This window comes from Vitiosangium sp. GDMCC 1.1324 (assembly GCF_003044305.1).
In the GTDB taxonomy this organism is placed as follows: domain Bacteria; phylum Myxococcota; class Myxococcia; order Myxococcales; family Myxococcaceae; genus Archangium.
Genome location: NZ_PZOX01000011.1, coordinates 262,038 through 281,248, shown reverse-complemented (window position 1 = coordinate 281,248; position 19,211 = coordinate 262,038). Strand labels below are relative to the sequence as shown.

At 65.6% G+C, this 19,211-nt stretch carries 13 protein-coding genes; 7 read left to right on the top strand and 6 right to left on the bottom strand.

Going from position 1 to position 19,211, the window contains the following annotated elements:
* Window positions 1-32: 32 nt before the first annotated feature.
* The 4 genes from DAT35_RS30260 to DAT35_RS30245 all read left to right on the top strand — a co-directional run bounded on the left by DAT35_RS30260 (window position 33) and on the right by DAT35_RS30245 (window position 7,478).
* Window positions 33-461: a hypothetical protein gene (locus DAT35_RS30260; protein WP_108071417.1), complete on the top strand. Its 429-nt coding sequence runs from the start codon at window positions 33-35 to the stop codon at window positions 459-461.
* A 778-nt stretch (window positions 462-1,239) separates the two neighbouring features.
* On the top strand, window positions 1,240-1,698 hold the full coding sequence (locus DAT35_RS30255; RefSeq protein ID WP_108071415.1) for a hypothetical protein: 459 nt from the start codon (window positions 1,240-1,242) through the stop codon (window positions 1,696-1,698).
* A gap of 11 nt (window positions 1,699-1,709) precedes the next feature.
* On the top strand, window positions 1,710-6,272 hold the full coding sequence (locus tag DAT35_RS30250) for a pilus assembly protein PilY (protein ID WP_108071413.1): 4,563 nt from the start codon (window positions 1,710-1,712) through the stop codon (window positions 6,270-6,272).
* Between the two features lie 204 nt (window positions 6,273-6,476).
* Window positions 6,477-7,478: a lytic transglycosylase domain-containing protein gene (locus tag DAT35_RS30245; protein WP_108071411.1), complete on the top strand. Its 1,002-nt coding sequence runs from the start codon at window positions 6,477-6,479 to the stop codon at window positions 7,476-7,478.
* Window positions 7,479-7,668: 190 nt separating this feature from the next.
* On the opposite strand, the gene DAT35_RS30240 is transcribed toward DAT35_RS30245, so the two are convergent.
* From DAT35_RS30240 to DAT35_RS30220, 5 genes are read right to left on the bottom strand one after another with little or no spacing between them, the layout of a single operon-like run.
* Window positions 7,669-8,211 carry an AidA/PixA family protein gene (locus tag DAT35_RS30240; protein ID WP_108071409.1) on the bottom strand — a complete coding sequence of 181 codons (543 nt, stop codon included), beginning with the start codon at window positions 8,209-8,211 and terminating at the stop codon, window positions 7,669-7,671.
* Window positions 8,212-8,271: 60 nt separating this feature from the next.
* Window positions 8,272-8,796 (bottom strand): inclusion body family protein, encoded by a 525-nt coding sequence (locus DAT35_RS30235; RefSeq protein ID WP_108071407.1) that lies wholly within the window; start codon window positions 8,794-8,796, stop codon window positions 8,272-8,274.
* A gap of 47 nt (window positions 8,797-8,843) precedes the next feature.
* A complete protein-coding gene (locus tag DAT35_RS30230) occupies window positions 8,844-11,912 on the bottom strand; it encodes a hypothetical protein (RefSeq protein WP_108071405.1) in 3,069 nt (1,022 codons plus the stop codon).
* 30 nt (window positions 11,913-11,942) lie between these two features.
* Window positions 11,943-13,082 (bottom strand): tryptophan 7-halogenase, encoded by a 1,140-nt coding sequence (locus DAT35_RS30225; RefSeq protein ID WP_108071403.1) that lies wholly within the window; start codon window positions 13,080-13,082, stop codon window positions 11,943-11,945.
* A 2-nt stretch (window positions 13,083-13,084) separates the two neighbouring features.
* Window positions 13,085-14,980 carry a LodA/GoxA family CTQ-dependent oxidase gene (locus DAT35_RS30220; protein WP_146209948.1) on the bottom strand — a complete coding sequence of 632 codons (1,896 nt, stop codon included), beginning with the start codon at window positions 14,978-14,980 and terminating at the stop codon, window positions 13,085-13,087.
* Between the two features lie 332 nt (window positions 14,981-15,312).
* Here DAT35_RS30220 and DAT35_RS30215 point away from each other — a divergent pair, with 332 nt between their 5' ends.
* Window positions 15,313-16,128: a DUF4440 domain-containing protein gene (locus DAT35_RS30215; protein ID WP_108071399.1), complete on the top strand. Its 816-nt coding sequence runs from the start codon at window positions 15,313-15,315 to the stop codon at window positions 16,126-16,128.
* On the opposite strand, the gene DAT35_RS59205 is transcribed toward DAT35_RS30215, so the two are convergent.
* Entirely contained in the window at window positions 16,122-16,274 is a 153-nt protein-coding gene (locus tag DAT35_RS59205; RefSeq protein WP_158501951.1) for a hypothetical protein, read from the bottom strand. The genes DAT35_RS30215 and DAT35_RS59205 overlap by 7 nt on opposite strands.
* Window positions 16,275-16,752: 478 nt before the next feature.
* On the opposite strand from DAT35_RS59205, the gene DAT35_RS30205 reads away from it, so the two are divergent.
* Complete coding sequence (locus DAT35_RS30205) at window positions 16,753-17,670, top strand: type II CAAX prenyl endopeptidase Rce1 family protein (protein ID WP_108071395.1); 918 nt, start codon at window positions 16,753-16,755, stop codon at window positions 17,668-17,670.
* Window positions 17,671-17,940: 270 nt separating this feature from the next.
* Window positions 17,941-19,128: a S9 family peptidase gene (locus tag DAT35_RS30200; protein WP_108071393.1), complete on the top strand. Its 1,188-nt coding sequence runs from the start codon at window positions 17,941-17,943 to the stop codon at window positions 19,126-19,128.
* Window positions 19,129-19,211: the final 83 nt, after the last annotated feature.

The window sequence follows — 19,211 nt, the reverse complement described above, 5'->3', positions numbered from 1 at the left end:
TTCCCTGTTTTCCCGTATTCTCAGGAGGAATCATGCACCCGTTGCTGAAGACCCTTGCCGCCGTCGCCTTCGCCGTCCTCGCCTTCAACCCGACCTCCGCCTCGGCGCAGCGCTGGCCTCCGCTGGACTGCGAGGATGTCTGTGATGGGTACGCGCTCTGCAGCGAGTACTGCACGCTGGGTTACCCGGGGAACCCACACATCTACACGTGCGGCCAGGTCGGCTATTCGTGCACCGAGGGTCTTGATGCCCCGCAGTCCGTGGAGCAAGAGGCCCGCGAGGACGAGGCCGCCGCCAGTTTCGACCTCGCGCCCGGCAAGACCTGCGCCCAGGTCTGCACCTGCGAGTCCGCGTGCGACCAGGTTTGTTATTGGAGCAGCACTCCGGGTACCTGCGGCGAGGAGTGGATCTGCTCCGGCTCCCCGCAGTGCGCGCGTCAGGCGCGGCTACCCAGTCCCTGAGGCATCCCCTCATATTGGGCCGAAGACTTCACGGAAGACAGGCTGTTCGCGGAGGAGTTCAACGAACCGCACCATCAAGGGCAGCAGCCTGCTTTCCGGCATCATGGGAGTGGCTTGAGAGTATTCCGAGACTCGCCCCCGCCGCTCCCAGCAGCATCAGCAGCGCACACGCTTCATCTCCCCCAGGTGCAGGATGACCTGCACACTGTCGCCTCCGCCAGGCTGCGAGCCTCTCTCCTGTCTGTCTTTACCCGCGTGCGGATGCGCCGCTCCAACACCACCTCATCGATACTGAGGCATTCCATTGCCCTCTCCCCCACTCCGCGCGCCGCCGCAATGTAGGGCTCGGTGGGCCTCCACGCCTGTGGCTGCCTGGCCGCTTCATCACCGCTATGCGCTGGCGTGAGCGGAAGTCGCACAACCCCCTCGGGAGAAAGCCTGCTCGGTGTGTCACAGGCGGCCCAACACTCTCCGTACGCGCAGGTCGAAACGGTCAGCTCACCCAGCGTGGCGTCGAAGGCCCCCACGCCACCTTGCGCAACGTGACCAGGACGCAGCCCGCTTGGGACACACTTCTGTCCTGGCCCCTATTTGCTGGCCAGCCAGGCAGGGGACCTGGATGTTTTGACAATCAAAATTCCAGGCTCAAAACCACGCGCTCCAATCCAAGGCGAGCCCCGCTCCAGGGGGGGGTAGGCTAGTCTTTTCTTGTGAAATGGGATTACAGTTAATACCCAAGATGACCTTGAGGACGAGTTTCCCCCGCGGAAACGCTCTGATGCTGACGATCATCGCCAACCTGGTGCTGATGGTGCTTGTGGTGGGGGCCATCCAGTTCACCACCACCAACCGACAAGCCTCGACCGAGAAGCTGCGGGGCGATGGCATCAGTGCCTGCACGGACGTGGCGCGCCGGCACCTGCTGTCACGCCTGAAGCTGTACGGCCCGTCTTCGATCTTCCAGTTGATGGACACCAAGCTCATCGATGATCCGGATCCTCAGGCGCGCACGTCGATGATGACGGGCCACTACGGCTCGGCGGATGCGCAACCCACGGTGGTGTTGGTGAGCCCGGAGCAGATGGGGGCCTCGGATCGCCAGGTGCGCGACGTCGTCAACATCGCTCCGGCCGGTGGCGGCTTCCTGGGCGGCCAGTACTACCGCGTGGTGGTGAAGTGTCAGGAGGGCTCGGGCCGCGAGTCCGAGGTCGAGTTCCTCTTCCGTTACGGGCTATGAGGAAAGGCGCCATGTTCCGCAAGCTGTCGCTCAACCTTGTCATGTTGCTGGTGGGCGCCATCGCGCTCCGGGCGGACACCGCGGTCGCGATCGATCAGGCTGCCTGCTGTCTGCCGACCACGTCGCGGTTGGATGCCCTGATGAACCCGGTCAAGGGCGGCGACGAAAAGTTCTTCTCGCGTTCCGGCGGTCCTCCCAACATCCTCTTCATCATGGACACCGCGGCGTCGATGCGCTCCTGGCCCACGGCCTGGTCCAGCACGCGGGGCTGCTCGGACCCGTTCCTCAACGGCCTGGGCTATGACAAGAACACCCAGTACGACCGCCTGTGGACGGGCATCAACAGCCAGTCCAGCACCTGGTTCGACAACACGAAGTACTACGACGCCCCCACGCAAGGGTACGGCGTCCTCTTCGGTGGCTCCCCGGCCGCCACCACCTGGACGAGCGCCTCCACCGCGTGCTCGTCCCTCAATGGGATTGGCACGGCCGACCTGTCCACCTGCCAGGCGTGTCTGGACAACCAGGGCTACTACATCTACGACAGCACCAATCGCCGGGTGAAGGGCAACTTCCTGGACTTCTACGCGCCGCGCGATTCGGGTGCCGTCAAGGTCCTGGCGGACGTGGTGCGAGACCTGCGCGAGGTGCGACTCGGAGTCCTCGGCTACCAGACCCGGGCCGCCAAGACGTGCTGGGGCAAGAAGCAGAGCAACGGCAACCAGTGTCTGTGCATCGAGCAGTCCTCGGGGCCCAGCTGCGCCAAGTCCTACCCGCTGGACAGCAGCGCGGTGGAGAACAACCGCAACTCGCTGCTCAACGACCTGACCAACGTCAACGCCAACAACAACAACGGCCTGGGATGGGGCGGCTGCGCCTCCCCGCTGGCGGATGCGCTCTACGCGGCGGGCTACTACTTCCAGTCCAAGACGGCTCCCACGCCCTTCTCCACCTACCTGGGCGCCCACCCGACGAGCAGCAACTTCAACCTCACGGACGCGGTGTGCTTCGAGTGCGGCTTCAACGCCATCATCCTTCTGACGGACGGTAACTTCCAGGAAGAGGGCGACGTGGTCACTGCCTTGCCCTCCGCCATCACCAGTGACCCGGTGGGCTGCGATGGCTGCTTCCCCGACCCCACGAAGACGAGCAACCTGCACAAGGTCGCCAAATTCCTGTGGGAGAAGGACCTGCGCTTCGACATGGCGGGCCAGCAGCGCGTGGCCACGTACACCATTGGCTTCTCCGAGAACGCGGCCAACAACGCGCTGCTGCGCACGGCGGCCCAGGTGGGCGGCGGCAAGTTCTTCTCGGCCCGCAGCACCAGCGAGCTCAAGCGCTCTATCCTCTCCATTGTGGACGACATCTACGCGCGCAACACGTCCTTCTCCGTGTCGGCCATCAGCACTCTGCAGACCCAGAGCGAGGCGCTGACGGCGATCGTCCCGCGCATGCTGCCCTCCAAGAACGACGCCTGGACGGGCAAGCTGTTCCGCTACCGGCTGTTCAACGAGTTCGTCGAGGACCAGGACAAGAACGGCGACGGCGACCGCTCGGACGTGCTGCTCGTCGACAAGGATGGGAGCGTCATCGCGGATGACGGCTCGAGCACCTACCGCAAGGTGGTGGGCCAGAACCCCGACGGCACGCCCCTCCTCGGCAACACCGCCACCGCCTACTGGGAGGCGAGCACCCGGCTGTACGAGACCACGCACTCGGGCCGGAACATCCTGACGGTCACGGACAGCAACCAGGATGGAATGCTGAACCAGTACGACGCGGTCATCCCCTTCACGCTCACCAATCTGGGCCAGCTGCGCCAATACCTGGCGGTGGGCGGGGCACCGCTGTGCCCTACTGGGACTGGAACCACCTACAAGCCGGGCCTCCTCCTGACCCGGATGCAGATGCTCCAGCAGACGGACCTTTCGCGAGCGATATCCTCGACGGGCCTGTCCTCCGTGGCGGGGCTGCCGGCCAACCCCACGACCCAGCAGGATTATGATCTGCTGTGCGCGGCGCTCGTCATGCAGTACGTGCGCGGGCAGGACATCTTCGACGAGAACGTGAACGGCAACCGGCTCGACACCCGGCCGTCCCTGCTGGGCGACATCTTCCACTCGTCGCCGGTGATGGTGGACCCTCCGGCGGACAAGTTCGTGTGCGATCTCGGTGTCGGCAACCAGTGCGTGCGCACGCTGTACGCCGTCCCCAATGACCAGGCCAAGCAGGGGGCCACCCCGATGGTCACTCCACCCACGGAGCTACCCGCCACGTGCGAGACCGGTACCACACAGACCAAGCCCCGCGACGCCTACGAGTACTACCAGTTCCTCAACCGTCAGCGCGAGCGCATCATCCTGGTGGGCGCCAACGATGGCATGCTGCACGCCTTCAGCGATGGGAAGGGGACGCTGAAGGACGCCAAGACGTGCGACTACGACTACACGGGCCAGGATGGTGAAGGCGGCAAGGAGAAGTGGGCCTTCATCCCTCCGGACGCGCTCCCGCGGTTGCAGGAGCTGCTGCAGGGCCACGCCTACCTCGTCGATGGCGACATCATGGTCCGCGACATCTGGGCGGACTCGAATGGGGACGGCCAGAAGAACTGGGACGAGTACCGCACCGTGGCCGTGGTGTCCGAGGGACGCGGTGGCATCCACTACTTCGCCCTGGAGCTGAAGTGGCTGGTGAATGGCACGGCGACGACCGATGCGCAGGCGCCCGCCTTCCGCTGGATGTTCCCGCAGCCGTGCACGGACGAGGCACAGCGCTTCGGCAAGACGCTGCTGAGCCTCAGCCCCAAGCCGCCGCCCATCGGCCCCGTGCTGCTGCAGTCCAACAAGGGGCAGGAGCGCCATGGCCCGAACGGGCCCAAGAGCGTGGAGCGCTGGGTGGCGATGCTGTCGGGAGGCTGGTCTCCCGGCGGCGAGAAGGGGCGCGGCATCTACATGGTGGACGTGTGGAACGGCACGGTGAACGGCCGCCGCGACAACCTGCTGTGGAAGTGGGAGTTCGTGGACCCCGGTTCCAGCGGCACCCCCACCAACCCGGATGATCCGCGCAAGGCCATGACGTACGGCATCGTGGCCCCAGTGGCCCTGGCGGACTACGGCGCCAACGGCAATGCGGGCTTCGACGGCTTCTTCGACACCGGGGTGGTGGGAGACCTGGGCGGCCAACTCTGGACGCTGCGCTTCTACCAGCCGGGAGTGGTCGACAACGTGACCAAGCTCGTCAGGAACTGGAGTGGCGCACGCTCCTTTTCGATGGACCGGGATGGCGTGGCCGTGGGCAGCTCCAACAGCATCCGCTCCCGCTCGCCCTACTACTACATGTCCTCGCTGGCGGTGCAGCCGGGCAACAAGGCCTTGCGCGCCTACGTGGGCACGGGCAACCGCTACTCGCTGCTCGACAAGAGCGCCGGCACCTGCCGCTTCGACAACCCGCAGACGTGCTCCAAGCTGGGGTGCACCCAGACGCAGGTGGCCTACAAGACGACGCGCGGCACGGACTACCAGCGGCTGAGCAACGAGTGGACGGATCGCGCCTACAAGCTCGGCCGCTATACCGCCTTCAGTGGCTCGTCGCCCACCGACTACTGCGGCTCACCGGGTAACACGTACCTCAAGGCCGAGTTCGAGTCCCGCAACGCCTCCGCGTGCTCCTCGCCCAGTGGCTCCGGAACAACCAGCTACGACTTCTCCCGCCCCCAGGTGTTGTGCGGTCAGGACTCGTCGGGCTCCACCTTCGACTGCCGCCTGTCGTCCGACCTGGGCAACCCGCTGAACATGAGCGACCTGGATGTGAACGTCTCCAGCACCTCGAGCACGCTCGGCAAGAACCGCTTCTACGGCGTCTGGGTCTATGGCGGTCCCGCGAACATGCCGGAGCACACGTTCGACGAAGACATGGGCGGTGGGTCGGCCAACGTGGCCAAGGACTTCGATGCGCGGCGGCTGACGGATACCGGCAATACGTCTGGCACGGGTAACCTGGTCAACGTGACGAACGTGCAGTGCAATGCCCTGGGCGTCTGTACGTGCGCGAGCGGAATGACGTGCGGCACCAAGCTGGTGTCGGGCCCGCAGGACGCCGGCTGGTTCTACGAGTACGAGGGACTGGAGCACAAGACGGCCAGCGGCTCGGCGGTGCTGGCCAGCTGCGCCATCTGGAACGCCATGTTCCCGTCGACCACCACCAGCAGCGGGCCCTGCTCGAGCACGTCCACCAACCAGGCCCGCCTCTTCCAGGGCGACTACATCTCCGGCGCCCCCAACTGCGCGGTGGCCTTCCTCGACAAGACCACCGGCTACACGCGCTACCAGACGCGCTCGGTGGTGGCGCCTCCGCCCGAGCCGGCGACGGCCATCCAGGTGTCGAAGACAGGGAAGGTGAAGTACAGCACCATGTTCATCGAGCCCGGCAAGTCGCAGGCGAGCGATGTGGCGGTGTCGTCCGGAGGAGACGTGCTCCAGTACATCTACGAGCTGCCCGTCTCGAAGGATCTGCACACGTGCCGGCACGACCAGGTGAACGGTGGACAGGCCTTCTGCATGCCCTCGGACATGTAGGAAGACCGGGAGTGGTGACTCCAGTCACCAGGAAGAACGGCAGTCACCAGTCCCCGAGTATCCGAATCGAGGGGTGAACACCCCTCTCCAGGGCCGTTTTCGAGGAAGAACGGCCCTTTTCGGGCGCTCCAGGAGCCGAGGCGCCGCTGGCATGCGTCCTGCTTCAGGGCAGGACATCTCCACTGCCTCGAATGGACCCCGACCATGACCTCGCCCATCTCCTCTCGTGACCTCGCCGTTCGCCTCCCCACGCAGGACATCTCCGCTGCCCGCGTGGGCGGCGTGCAGACCGCCAGGCAGTCCGAAGCTCCGTTGGAGACCAGCTCCAAGCGCACGGGCTCGTTGGACATGCAGAAGGACAGCTTCAGCGCGGGCCCGCAGAGCGGCGCTCAGTGGACCCAGTTCCTCCAGGGGCTGCAGGGCCTCGACGCGGGCAAGCAGCAGGAGCAGATCATCCAGGCCTATCAGCAGATGGTGCAGGCCCAGGTGCAGACGCAGCTTCAGCAGCTGCAGCAGATGATTCAGCAGCAGCAGCAGATGGTCCAGGGCGCCGCTGGGGCCGCCCCGCAGACCGGTGGCGTTCAGCCGGCCGGTGGCGCCAGCGCAGCTCCGACCGCCCCATCCGCCCCCTCGGGCAACAGCGGCATCGTCCCCCCCGCCCAGCAGGCCCCCGTGGAGTCCAGCCCCTCCACCCCCAAGGACTCCGGCTCCGTCAGCGCCTCGGGTGACGCCAAGCTGGGCTCCGGTTTTCCCCCGGCCCTGGGCCAGTACAAGAACGCCATCGAGTCGGCCGCCGCCAAGGCCGGAGTGCCCGCGGCCATGATCGCCGGGCAGATCTGGCAGGAGTCGCGCGGCAACCTGAGCGCGACCACCATCAACGGCGGCAACGGCCTGACGGACACGGGTCTGATGCAGGTCAACCCCAACACCTTCGGGGAATTGCAGGCCAAGCACCCGGAGCTGGCGGGCAAGAACCTCGCGGACCCCGAGACCAACATCCTGGCGGGCGCCTTCTACATGAAGGACATGAAGGAGCAGTTCGGGAACTGGGACCTGGCGCTGCGCGCCTACAACTCGGGTCCCAACGGTGTGGACCGCAACAACCCCAACGCCATTCCCGCTGGCACCGGTGACGCCACCTACGTGCAGAAGGTCAAGCAGTTCTGGAACACCATCCAGACGGGCAACGGCACCCTGCCCGCGTAGACACCCAGGACGGGCTGACGAAGGTAGATGGAACGCCCCCGCCGCCCACACAGCGGGGGCAACGTCCACTCCTCCAACGTCAGGCGACACACGGCGCTACCGGCGGGCCCCTCGCGCGAGGCCAACCATTGCCGCGCTGGCGGGCGATACCGCGCTGGCCAGGGCGCCGCCGGTCATCGAGCTCGTGTACTCACGACTGCGTGATCGTGACGAACGGATCCCAGTAGAAGTACCCGAAGGGCTTGCCCTGGTTGTCCGCGAGCATGAAGTAGAGCTGGTAGGTGACCTTTCCCGGCCGCTGGGCGGTCGACTGGAAGTAGAAGTCCTTGTAGGGCTGGGAGCCAATCGACACCCCATTGCCGTCAGGCGCCGGCTTGGGAATCTTGATCGAACCCTCGTATGGCGCTGGGATCGTGATGAGCTCATTTCCAGGCGAGCCATTATTCTGGAGGCGCATCTGGTAGAGCAGCGTGCTGTAGCCCGTGTTCATGGTCAGGGAGCTGGTCCTCCAGCGGAGGATATCACCTGTCTGGGCGGCGACGTTCAGCTCGGGTATCGCCTCGATGCCGTTCGCCGCCTCGCTCCGCTTCACGAGCATGAAGACGTACTGGTTGGCCCTGTTTCCGAGGGAGATGGGTGACCCACTCGTGCTCTGGTTGGGGCTGTAGTCGCTCACGATGCTCTTCGCATCAATGACGGTGAGGATGTCGATGAAAGGGTCGTTGCTGGCCATGGTCGTGCCTTTCCTATGTCTTTGAGAGTCAGCGATCCGAATCGGTGAGGCCTGGAGGGCTCAAGAAACCACGAGGGAGGGATCCCACTTGAAGTACCCCAGGACGTTGCCGTCGTTGTTCGTGACTGCGAACGAGAACGTGTAGGTGACCTTACCGGTGTCCAGGGCCACGGACTGGAAATAGAAGTCCTGGATGTTCTGGAGGGGCAGCGGGTTCGTGACGACCACATTGCCGTTGAGTTGGGGAAGCGGGACGGACACCGAGGGAGTGATGGGGGCCGGCGATGAGATCAGGTTCTGCCCCTGGGTGAACTCGCAGGCGGTGAGCACGACGCTGTAGTGGGTGTTCAGCGCCAGGGAGGTTCCCCTCCAGCGGATGATGTTGTTGGGCGAGACGGAGACGCTCAGGCCCGAGGAGGCATCTCCACTGATCACCTCATCCCATTTCACGAACATGTAGATCAGGTTGGGGTTGGACCCGATGGACGTGGGTTTCCCCGCGTCGGAGCTCGGCGTGAACTGCTGCATGACGCTCTCCGCGTCGATGACGACCAGGATGTCGATCAGATTCTCGGTCTCTGACATGTCTGTTCTCCAGTGGGGTGCTTCCGGTGTGAAGGGAGCCGCGAAGCTCAGTTGGCCGACTGCGTCCACTCGCCCAGCACCATCGTCCAGTTGTTCATGAAGTCGACCGGCTGGCTCTGCTGGGTGGGGGTGTACTTGAGCCCGGTCTGCGTGTTGAGGCGGCTGGTCATGTAGATCATCCGCGACATCGCGGGCCCCGGAGTGGTGGGTTTGCCAGTGCCATCCAACAGCGCCTCCTTGAACCGCGCGGACAGATAGGAGGGGGGGATGGTCTGGTAGTTCACCCGGGCCCGGACCGACTGCCAGCCGCTCACCGCGGACAGGGGGATCTGGTACGTGATGTGATCGACTCCCGGCGCATGCGCCGCGGTGTAGTCGGGATCGTCCGTGATGCTCGTGTCGTTGTTCCCCAACACGCTGCTCTCGGGCTCGGTGAGCGCGGCCAGCTGCTGGAGGTTGAGTCCGAGCAGTTGTTCGCTCGGTTTGCGGCTGGACGGGGGGACCCACCCCAGGGGCAGGATGCGATTGTCCTTCACCACCTTGAACTGTTGCAGCTCCGTGGACGTCAGCTGATTGTAGTCGTTCACCACCCGCACCTCGTAGATCTGCGCCTGACTCTGACGGGTGATGACCTGGTAGTGGGGCTGGAGCGCCTGGGGATTGGTCGTGAACTCGCTGGGCAGGTAGTTGCCGCCATCGGAATTGCAGACACCGTCACAGATGGCTCCCCACGGATTGGGTTGTCCGGAGGCCCAGAGGACATTTCCGCCTCCGTCGAGCACCTCGAGCTGGATGAAGGCCCGCCGGAAGCCGGCGCCGCTGGGGAACTTGTGGCCCACGTTGTTGGTGAGGGTGACGTCGACCTTCAGGTTCGAGCCGGACACGGTCGGCGGGCTCACGTACGCCTTCATCGCGGGTACCTTCGGATTGTATTCGCCTTTCGACGTATTGACGGCCAGGTCCAGGATGGACTGCTCGGCGTTCAGGAGGTTCTGGGCGACGGCGTATTGCCGTTTCGCGTCCTTGAGCGACGCGACGGAGCCCACCGGGAACTGCAGGGCGAGGAACAGATCATCCACCCTGCTGCCATTCGGCAGGGTGAGGGTCAGGTTGCGAGTCCCCCGGGAGAGGGACAGGGCTCCCTGCAGAGCGGTCCACGTCCCTGGCGTGTTGTTCACGAGCTGGCTACCGCCGCCCGAGTCCTGCGAGAGCACGAGCGCCGGGCAGGGATTGCCGGTGGAACAATAGGAAGCGGCTCCCCAGGTCACACTCACGGTGCCATCCCCCTGGCCAATGATGTCGGCATACTGGGACACGTCGAAGCTCAGGGTCACCTTTCCGCCACTGTTTCCTCCCACTGTGAAGAAGTACTGCCCATGGTTGGGATTGATGGACCCCTGCTCGCTCCGCACCGCCTGGATCTGGCTCCCCTCCGCCACCCAGCCATTGGCATTCCCGCTCTCCGCGCCCGGGTTGAGGACGAGGTTCCCTGTCTTGTTCAGGATGGAAAGATCCTGGAGGTATGGAGGGATGAGCGAGCCATCCTTCAGGTAGTACTCGATGCCCAGGATGTCCGGGAACTGCTGGAACATCTCATGGACGAAGAGGTTGATGCCCAGCAGCGTGTGGCGGTTGTACTGGCGCGGGGTGAGCCCGGTGTCACTCCCGTAGAACTTCGTCAGATCTCCGTTCACCTGCGCCACGTCCAGGCTTCCGGCGGTCGTGTCTGTCTGGGTCCCCAGCTGCATGTGACACGTCAGGCAGGAGGCGGTCTGCGTGGCGTAACTGCTGTTGAGCCACTCGAAATAGGTCGTCTGCTCGTACGCCAGCGCGACGCAGGGGTCCGTGAGGAAGTTCCCGGTGAAGTTCGTCTGGCTGGGGGGGCAGCTGGCGGGCTTGGAGTAGCCGCCTCGGGACAGCGCCTGCTGGATGGTCAGCGAGCTGCTGTACTTGTCGGGCACCTTCGGCAGCACCACCACGTGGCACGAGCCGCAGATGGTCGCATCCCGCAGGTAGGGCTGACTCGAGCCCTGGGTGGTGGCCGTCTCCAGGCTCAGCCCCGCGGCGGCCATGGGCGCGATGTTGAGATCCGAGTCGGGCGCCACGACCGTGCCCGGCCGGGTGTTCATGGAGGACGTGAAGGGAAAGGGGGGCGGCTGCGTGGTATCGCCCAGATCCTTGAGGCGGTTGGAGACCCCGCTCCCGTACACGCTCTGGGTGTCACTGCCGTAGAAGACGGTGTAGTCCGTGCCATTCCAGGGCAGGCCCCCGGCCGGCGACGTGGAGTGGCAGCTGCTGCACGAGACGCCATCCCGGCCCAGCGCGCCATACACCGAGTACTTCGAATGCGCGTAAGGCTGCTCGGGGAACGGATTGTTGTAATTGGAGCCGGTCGGCGTCGAGTACAGCATGTAGTGGCTGAAGAGGTTGCCGTCCCTCTGGGCCTGACGCTGGCCCAGGGGGGAGTGGCAGCGCAGGCAGAGGTTGTCGACCTGCTCGGGCTGGTTGGGAGACAGGTTGCGGGTGTTCTCCACCTGGGCGAGGAAGATGGGATCTCGTGCGGCCAGGGCCTTGATAGAGGCGCTCCAGTCCCCGAAGAGGGACCAGTTGGCGGCCAGGGAGTTGGGCGGTGGGTTCGGATACAGGTCCTGCACCGAGGGCTGTGACCAGAACATCATGTTGCCCACGTCCGTCCCCGAGGCCTTCCAGTCACCATCGTGGCAGGACTGGCACACCAGCGAGGAGTTGAAGTCGCCGGATGACACGTTCAACCCGTTGTGCGCGATGTCCAGGTTGCGGTTCGGGAGTCGCACCAGCAAGTCGCGCATCAGGTCGGGGAAGGAGACCCCGCTCACCCCGCCGTAGAAGCTCAGGAACTGCCGCACCTGGGAGTCGCTGTCCGGCAGGGATTGCATCAGGGTGTTGCCGCGAGGGAACACCGGATAGGGTGGAGACAGGTACCCATTGGACGCGCTGACGGCCAGCGTCTCCGGGTCCGGGTTGACGATGCTCCTGTCCACCGAGGTGCATGCACCCACCGCGAGCCCGAAGGCCAGCGAGAGCGCGCCCGCGGCGGCAAGGGAGAGCCGCAGTTTTCCATGGCGTCCTGTTTTCATGCGTCCTTCCTGCTCATTCGTGGAAATGGTTCATCGCGCCCGCGCGAAGCCCTGCCCTGGCACCTGCTCGCGGTGGCTCCAGAAAGGGGCCGTGGGCCAGCGCCGCTCCATCCGGTAGTACCGGGCCCGGGTATGGAGATGAGCCTGGAACTGTCTCTGCAAGGTGTCTTCGTAGGAGTTCAGGGCACCCGGCTCGCCACGGAAGTGCCGGCGCAGCGCCTCGGCGGCGAGCAGGGCGGAGCGAAGCGCCTGGGAGATGCCCTGGGAGGAGAGGGGATCATACGTGCATGCCGCGTCTCCCACCGCGAGCCAGTCCTCTCCGCGCATCCGGTCCAGCCGGGCGATGTTGGCCGGAAGCGACAGCAGCGTCTCGCCGGTGAAGGCGCAGGCATCCAGCTTCCGCCGCGTCGCCGGGGCCCGCTCGAGCAGGGCCAGCCACGGCTCCGGATGGCCTGGCTTCAGGCCCCGGAGCGACTCGCCATCCCCTACCAGCCCGACCACGACCCTTCCCCCGGGCAGGAGCGCGGAGTACCACCATCCCTCCTCGCGGGCTTCCACGAGCGTGTACGCGTCGAACATCTGCCCTGGCCGAACGTGGAAGAAGCCATACAGGCTGAAGGCCCGATCGAGGGTGAGCCGCCTGGCGCCCCGGGCCGTCGCGAAGGCGGCACGCCGGCCCGTTGCATCCACGACGAACCGGGCATGGAGGCAGGTAGTGGGTCCACCCTCCCCGGGCCTCCGCACGTGGAGCCGGTAGCCTCCCTCTTCGAGGTGCTCCCATCCCGCCAGCGCCGCGGAGGTGTACAGGTCCACGCCGCGCCGGGCCGCCTCCTCGGCCAGCATCAGATCGAAGCGCCTCCGGTCCAGATGCCACCCCGGGCCCCACGGGGAGAGGAGGTGATCATTGTACCCCAGCGTCTCGCTCCCCCAGTTGGAGCACGTTCCGCCCGAGCGCAGATGACCCTGTTGGAGGAACGCCTCCCAGACACCGAGCCTCGCCAGGAGCGTCCGACTGTCCGGAGGCAGCGTCTCTCCGAGCCGGGGCTCCTGGTAGGTGGAGCGCTCGATCAACGCCACGGAGTGGCCCGTATGCCTGCGAAGCGCCAGGGCCACCGCCGTGCCCGCGGGACCGCCACCGAGGACGGCGACATCATGACGTGCCCTGTCCACGGTCAGTCTTCCGTGTTCGATTTCGCCAGAGGTTGACGCTGCACCTCCAGGTACTTGGGAGTTCCCGCCTGCTGGAGGAGGAAGCCGAGGCTCTTCCAGTTGTAGACCATCGTCTCATCCTTCTCGAACTGGCTGCCCTCCGGGCGGGTCCAGAACCCCTGCTCCACCGTGTCATCTGCCTTCTTGTAGGAGACGAAGTAGGGACGCTGAGCAGGCCACCACCAGATGGTGGTGCTGTCGACGGTCTGGTCCGAGCACTCGTTGAAGTCCGCCTGCCAGGGCAGCGCCATGTACTTGGTGACGTCCCCTGGTTCGAGCCCCTTGCCCTCCGTCGGCTCGGTGTCCCACTGGAGGCCATTGCCGCTGGCCGGCTTGGGCTTGATCCGGAACGGCTCGCTGTAGATGGCCAGGCTCCGGGAAACCCATGTCATCTCAATCCCCGGGCAGAACGGCCCTCCGACGCAGTTCGCCAGGACAGCGCGATCCAACTGCTCTCCAGGCCCCGAGGAGTCCACCGGCTCCGAGGTGTCGTACTGATACTGGCTGAACTGGCCCAGGATGAAGTACTGGGTTCGTGTCAGGGTCATGTACTTGCTCGGGATGACCGAGGAGATGGGGTTGTCGCCCGCGAGTTTTGGCATCAGCCCGGGCGACACGGTGTTCTCATCCCCGGGCTCCCGGATGAAGTCGAAGAACGCGGAGGGACTCCCATCGGGCAGCTCCAGCGCATTGTGTCCGGAGTTTCCCTGCGAGTTGATATTGGCGGCCCACTGGTAGTCGGGAGGGCGGCTCAGGATGGGGAGGATCTCGGCCTTGAAGTTCGGCTTGTACTGACTGTTCCACTCCTGCGTGCTGGGATTGTAGAGGTTCGGGTTGTAGCCCTGGTTGCGTACGAACACGTCGTACATCGTGTCGTACAGCGTGGTCATGTTGAGCATCTGCGGGGCATAGGCCGGCGGAGCGACCAGCACCCACGAGGGCGTCACGTCCACCGTCACGTCGCCCTCCAGGATTACCTTCGCAGTGATGGGGCCGTCAGAGGTGTCATCCCACCAGAAGTTGTTGTTGGCGTAGGCGTCGATGCGGGGCTGGGGGTAGGCGTACTGCTGGATGATGGGGTTGTATTCGGCGTAGTTGGCGGGACCGAGAGCCATCCGGATGGCCGCCTCGAAGTCCTCCTGGCTCTGGTAACCGATGTCCACGATCGGCGTCAGCTGGTCGGCGACGGACGGGGGAATCGCCTCGTCCTTGCGCATGCGGGAGAGCACGGCAGCGGTGAGGTCATACGCCACGGAGCACCCGGAGCGGCCCAGGCCGCCCAGGACATAGAGGTAGCCACTGCTGTCCGCGGAGATCTGCCCCAGGGTGGTGATGTCATTGCCCTCGGGGATCAGACCCGTGGGGGGGAAGGTCTGCGTATAGCCGGAGGGGCCCTGGCCCTTGGCGAAGTGGGCCTGCTGCGGTGTCGAGTTGATGCCCAGGCAGGAAATGGTCTGGGGGCCGGGGTCGATGATGAGCTGGTTGCGGCCCTGCCCCAGGGTCCTGGGGTTTCTCAGCGGCTGGCCCGTGTGGTTGCCGTCCGAGCCCGTGAGTTGCTGGAACTCGTACCAGGAGGACTTCTTGTTGGCCAGGTGCACGGTCCACTGGATGTCCTTGATGTTGGACAGCCCTGGCCCAACGGGCCGCCCGTTCGGGCTCGTGGAGTCATAGGCGTAGATCTGGAATCGGGCCGCCTGCCTTCGAATGCCTCCCGCATCGTCACGGAATCGGGAGACGTGTGTCGTGCCATCCTGCTCGAGCGGTAGCCCCCCCGCGGTCACGGGTGCCAGATAGTAGTCCTGGCTGTTTCCAACGCGTGCAATGCCGATAGCAGGATGGATCTTGAATGTCGTGCTCATTCGGTCCCCCGGGGCACGGAGCCCCTCACGGACAAGCAAGGTAAATGACGAAAGACCACAAAGGCAAACATTTATTTTTGACTAATATTTGAGAAGCAAAGACTGACGCGTCAATTCGGACGTTGACGCGTCAATCCAGTGCCAATCCCAGGCGTTGACGCGTCAATCCAGGCAGCCGGGAAATCTTCACGAGGGCTGTCCGGGCGGTGAGTGTCAACGGAGTTGTCGCGAGAAGCCTCCGCCGACTCCGGCTTGCGCTGCGAGGGCTCGCTCGACGGCCTCCTCCCTCCAGAGCTTCCCGTGCCAATCGTGACGGGTCCGGGGAGGAGATCATGGAACAGGCACAGAGCGAGCGGGAGATCATCAACCTCGAGCACGCCTACTGGCGGGCCATCCAGGAGCAGGATGTCGACACGGCGCTGGAATTGACGGACGAGCGCTGCGTGGTCACCGGGTCACAGGGATACGCGAGCATCGAGCGCGACCAGTTCGCGCAGATGCTGAAGAGCGAGCGGTGGCAGCTCCACCGCTACGAGCTCCTCGGCGAACCCTCGGTGCGCTTCCTCGGCCCCGACGTGGCAGTCGTCGCCTACAAGGTGAAGGAGGAAATGAAGGTCGAGGGACAACCGCTGACCCTCGAGGCCGCGGACGCGTCGACGTGGGTGCGCCGAGACGGAAAATGGCGGTGCGCGCTGCACACCGAATCCCTCGTCGGAGACCCCTTCGGCCGTGATCGCGTCTCGAGGGAACCGACGGACGAGCCCCTCGCCGCGCAGGACGCGGTCGCCAACCTCGCGGTGAGGGATTTGAGCAAGGCGAGGAAGTTCTACGAGGAGACGCTCGGGTTGAAGCCCGTCCACGAGGAGGGCGGCGAGCTGGTCGTGTACCGGAGCGGAAACTCGACCGTGAACGTCTACCGCTCGGACTACGCGGGCACCAACCAGGCCACGGCCGTCACCTGGACGGTGAGCAACATCGAGGAGGTGGTGAAGGAGCTCCAGTCCAAGGGCGTCACCTTCGAGCACTACGACATGCCCGGCATGCGGCTGGAGGGCGAGCTCCACGTCTCGTCCGGGATGAAGGTCGCCTGGTTCAAGGACCCCGACGGAAACATCCTGAACCTCATCAGCCCCGAGGGTGGTCAGTAGACCCTCGGAAAGAGCGCGCGAAACTCGAAGTGCAGCGTCTGGGCGTCCTCGGTGAGCGCGGGGTTGAGCCGCATCACCGGGCGCTCGTCCTGGTTCCCAGAGCAGCGGCATTCGGCGTGGCCATCGGTCTGTTGTCTCCCGGACATCCGACAGGGCTCCTGCCCGCCCTCCCGCTTACTCCACTTGGACTGGCATTTCCGGATTTCGTATATTGGAAGAGCTGCGGCGCAACCCCTCGCTCAAGGCCTGCGCCGCCGTGGTCGAGGAGACGCTGCGCTACGACTCGCCCGTGCTGGGGCTGATGGCTTCGCGCCCCGCCAGCCCGAGCGCGTCGACTACGGCGACTCGTTCTTCCTGCGCGGGCCCCGCTCGCTCTGGCTGCGCAAGAGCTGAGGAATCTACAGGCACTGTATTCAACGCTTCTGTCGCGGGCCCCGGTGCGCGGCCAGCGTCTGGGATTGCCCACGGCAGGTGCGAACCTGGCTCCAGGTGGATGGGTCGACAGAACCCACACTCAGGGTGGTGATCGATTGGACGCTGAATCCCGGGCAATCGCTCGGGAGCCCGTTCGTGCTCCGTGGGGAAGGTGGAATCCGCCCGCCCTCCCCCGAGGAGCTTCCCCCCATGTTCTCGTCGTCCCGCTTCGGCAGGCTCGCCACCTCCGTGCTCGCCTTCTTCCGCCGTCACGACTGGCTCGCCTTCCTCCTCCAACAGGTGCTGGTGTTCATCCTGGCCGTCGTCCTGCTCCAGGGCGCGCGCCTCCTCACGGGCAAGAGCATCCACGGCGGCAAGGACATGATGGGCCCCGTCGAGTTCGTGGGCATGCTCGTCCTCTTCTCGGCCATGATCGGCGTCTCGGTATGGGTGTACCGCAAGGTCGCCGGCCCCGAGGCCCCGGCGCTCGGGCTCGTGCCGGGAGTCCGCGGTCTCGGGCACTACCTGGTGGGCCTGACGCTCGGCCTCATCACGGCCGGGTGGCCCCTGTTCGTCTCCCTCGCCTCCGGCCAGATGCGAATCACCGAGACCCTCTTCTCCCGCTTCGAGGTCACCGGCATCCTCGGCATGCTCGCGCTGGGCACCGTCACCCTCACCGCCAATAGCATCGTCGAAGAGGCCACCAGCCGCGCCGTCCCCTTCCAGCTCTTCCGGCACCGCGCGCGCCTCTTCCGCCTCCTCGTTCCCGCCCTCCTCTTCGCCGCCCTCCACCTCGCCGACGAGCCCTTCCGCCTCGGCGCCTTCTACAGCCGCACCCTCGCCGGCATCGTCTTCGGCCTCGCCTACCTCCTCACTCGCGACATCTGGCTTGCATCGGGTCTCCACACCGGCACCAACCAGGCGGTCCTCCTCGCTTCGGGCAAGTGGCACATGGGCGCCCTCTGCCTCGCCTCCGGCGAGCGCTTCGGGAGCGCGTGGGCCGACTCCGTCTCGTGGACCCTCCTGGCCGTTGGCCTCGGGTGGATGCTCTTCCGGCGGCACGGCGCGCTCCGGGTCTCACGAGAGGAGCGCGTCGCCGGTGGGGTGGAAGCGGCGGCGGGTGTGTAGCCCCTCCTCGTGGGAAAGAGCGGGCGCCGCGACCCGCGAGTCCCATCGCCGGAGGCAATGCATCCTATGTGTCAATTCACCAAGCGCTGAATGGACCTTCTCCGGCACCCGCGGCTATAGGCGAGAGCGCCACGAGAACCACGAAGCGTCCATCCCACAGAGGTGAAACGGCCACTGGTGCCCGTGGGACTCGAGGCTGAAGCGGGAAGTCACTCCCTGAGGGCGTGACCCGCCCTCGTCCATCTCTTTCCCACCCGCCCAGAGCCAATCATGACCGTTTCCGCCACAGCCAGACCGCCGAAAGCCCCCGAGGGACTGGCCGCCTATCGCCCTCCCGCGTCCATGCTCAAGGGCACACATGGCGACGTCATCTGGTACCGCGACCTGGACAGCAACAGTCTGGCCGGCCTCTCCTCCGCCCGGAGCAACGAGCTCGTGGTGTATCTCTCGGAGAGCGTTCACGGCAAACCCATCGCCGTCTCGGGCATCATCGCCCTGCCCAAGAAGGCGCCCCTCGACAGCGGCTACCCGGTCATCAGCTGGGCGCATGGAACCGTGGGCAGCGCCGACCGCTGCGCGCCGTCACGTGACGTCGAGGGCGAACAGGCGCATCCCTACAACGCCTTCCCACATGTCCTGCTCAACAAGTTCCTGGACCAGGGTTGGGCCGTCGTCATGACCGACTATGAGGGCCTCGGCACCGAGGGTCCTCACCCCTACCTGCTCGGCAAGTCCGAGGCCCGCGGCATCCTCGACATCGTGCGTGCCGCGCGCCAGCTCCACCCGGAGCTCTCCGACCAGTTCGCCATCGTCGGCCACTCCCAGGGCGGTCAGGCGGCGCTGTTCGGCGCGCACTACGCGCCGGAATGGACACGGGAGCTCACCCTGCGCGGCGTGGCGGCGTTGGCCCCCGCCTCCGCGATCGGAACGCTCGTCGAGCTCGCCTGCCAGAAGGATGAACCGGATGGCGGCAACGCCTTCGTCGCCCTGTTCGTCACCGGAGCCATCGCCGGGGATCCGAGCATCAAACTGGAAGAGGTGTTGAAGCCAGAGTCCCTCGCGCTGTACCCCCATGTCGAGGATCGGTGCCGGGTGGGGCTGAGCCATCCGAAATCCTGGGGCGGTTTGACGGGGAAGCAGCTCCTCCGGTCCGAGGAGAGCACGAGCAGGGCCTCGCTGTTCAATCAGTTCGTGGCCATGCACCCGAACCTCGACATCCAGGCGCCGATCCGGATCTCTCAGGCCATCCCGGACAAGCGCGTGAACGCGGCCCTCACAAAGATCCTCTCGGAGCAGCTCGCGGCCAAGAACGGGAGGGACAAGGTCACGTACAAGCCGTACCTCACGGTTTCGCCGACCCATGATCCCGAAGAGCTCGGATACCACTTCGGGCTGATCGACACGGACTCGGACGCGTTGACGGGCTGGCTCGCCGGCCTGCTCCCGAAGGTCGAATGAAGCGCCCGGCCTCCCGCCCCTCTCTGTAGGCGACGAAGAGGGGCGGCGCGGTGGTGTGCAGGCAGGCCCGGCGGTATCCACCG

Excerpts from the sequence above, each read along its gene's own strand:
- DAT35_RS30220 (WP_146209948.1), bottom strand. The coding sequence starts at position 14,980 with ATGAGCACGACATTCAAGATCCATCCTGCTATCGGCATTGCACGCGTT.
- DAT35_RS30230 (WP_108071405.1), bottom strand. The coding sequence starts at position 11,912 with ATGAAAACAGGACGCCATGGAAAACTGCGGCTCTCCCTTGCCGCCGCG.
- DAT35_RS59205 (WP_158501951.1), bottom strand. The coding sequence starts at position 16,274 with ATGTCCGGGAGACAACAGACCGATGGCCACGCCGAATGCCGCTGCTCT.
- DAT35_RS30245 (WP_108071411.1), top strand. The coding sequence starts at position 6,477 with ATGACCTCGCCCATCTCCTCTCGTGACCTCGCCGTTCGCCTCCCCACG.
- DAT35_RS30250 (WP_108071413.1), top strand. The coding sequence starts at position 1,710 with ATGTTCCGCAAGCTGTCGCTCAACCTTGTCATGTTGCTGGTGGGCGCC.
- DAT35_RS30260 (WP_108071417.1), top strand. The coding sequence starts at position 33 with ATGCACCCGTTGCTGAAGACCCTTGCCGCCGTCGCCTTCGCCGTCCTC.
- DAT35_RS30240 (WP_108071409.1), bottom strand. The coding sequence starts at position 8,211 with ATGGCCAGCAACGACCCTTTCATCGACATCCTCACCGTCATTGATGCG.
- DAT35_RS30255 (WP_108071415.1), top strand. The coding sequence starts at position 1,240 with ATGCTGACGATCATCGCCAACCTGGTGCTGATGGTGCTTGTGGTGGGG.
- DAT35_RS30235 (WP_108071407.1), bottom strand. The coding sequence starts at position 8,796 with ATGTCAGAGACCGAGAATCTGATCGACATCCTGGTCGTCATCGACGCG.
- DAT35_RS30215 (WP_108071399.1), top strand. The coding sequence starts at position 15,313 with ATGGAACAGGCACAGAGCGAGCGGGAGATCATCAACCTCGAGCACGCC.
- DAT35_RS30200 (WP_108071393.1), top strand. The coding sequence starts at position 17,941 with ATGACCGTTTCCGCCACAGCCAGACCGCCGAAAGCCCCCGAGGGACTG.
- DAT35_RS30205 (WP_108071395.1), top strand. The coding sequence starts at position 16,753 with ATGTTCTCGTCGTCCCGCTTCGGCAGGCTCGCCACCTCCGTGCTCGCC.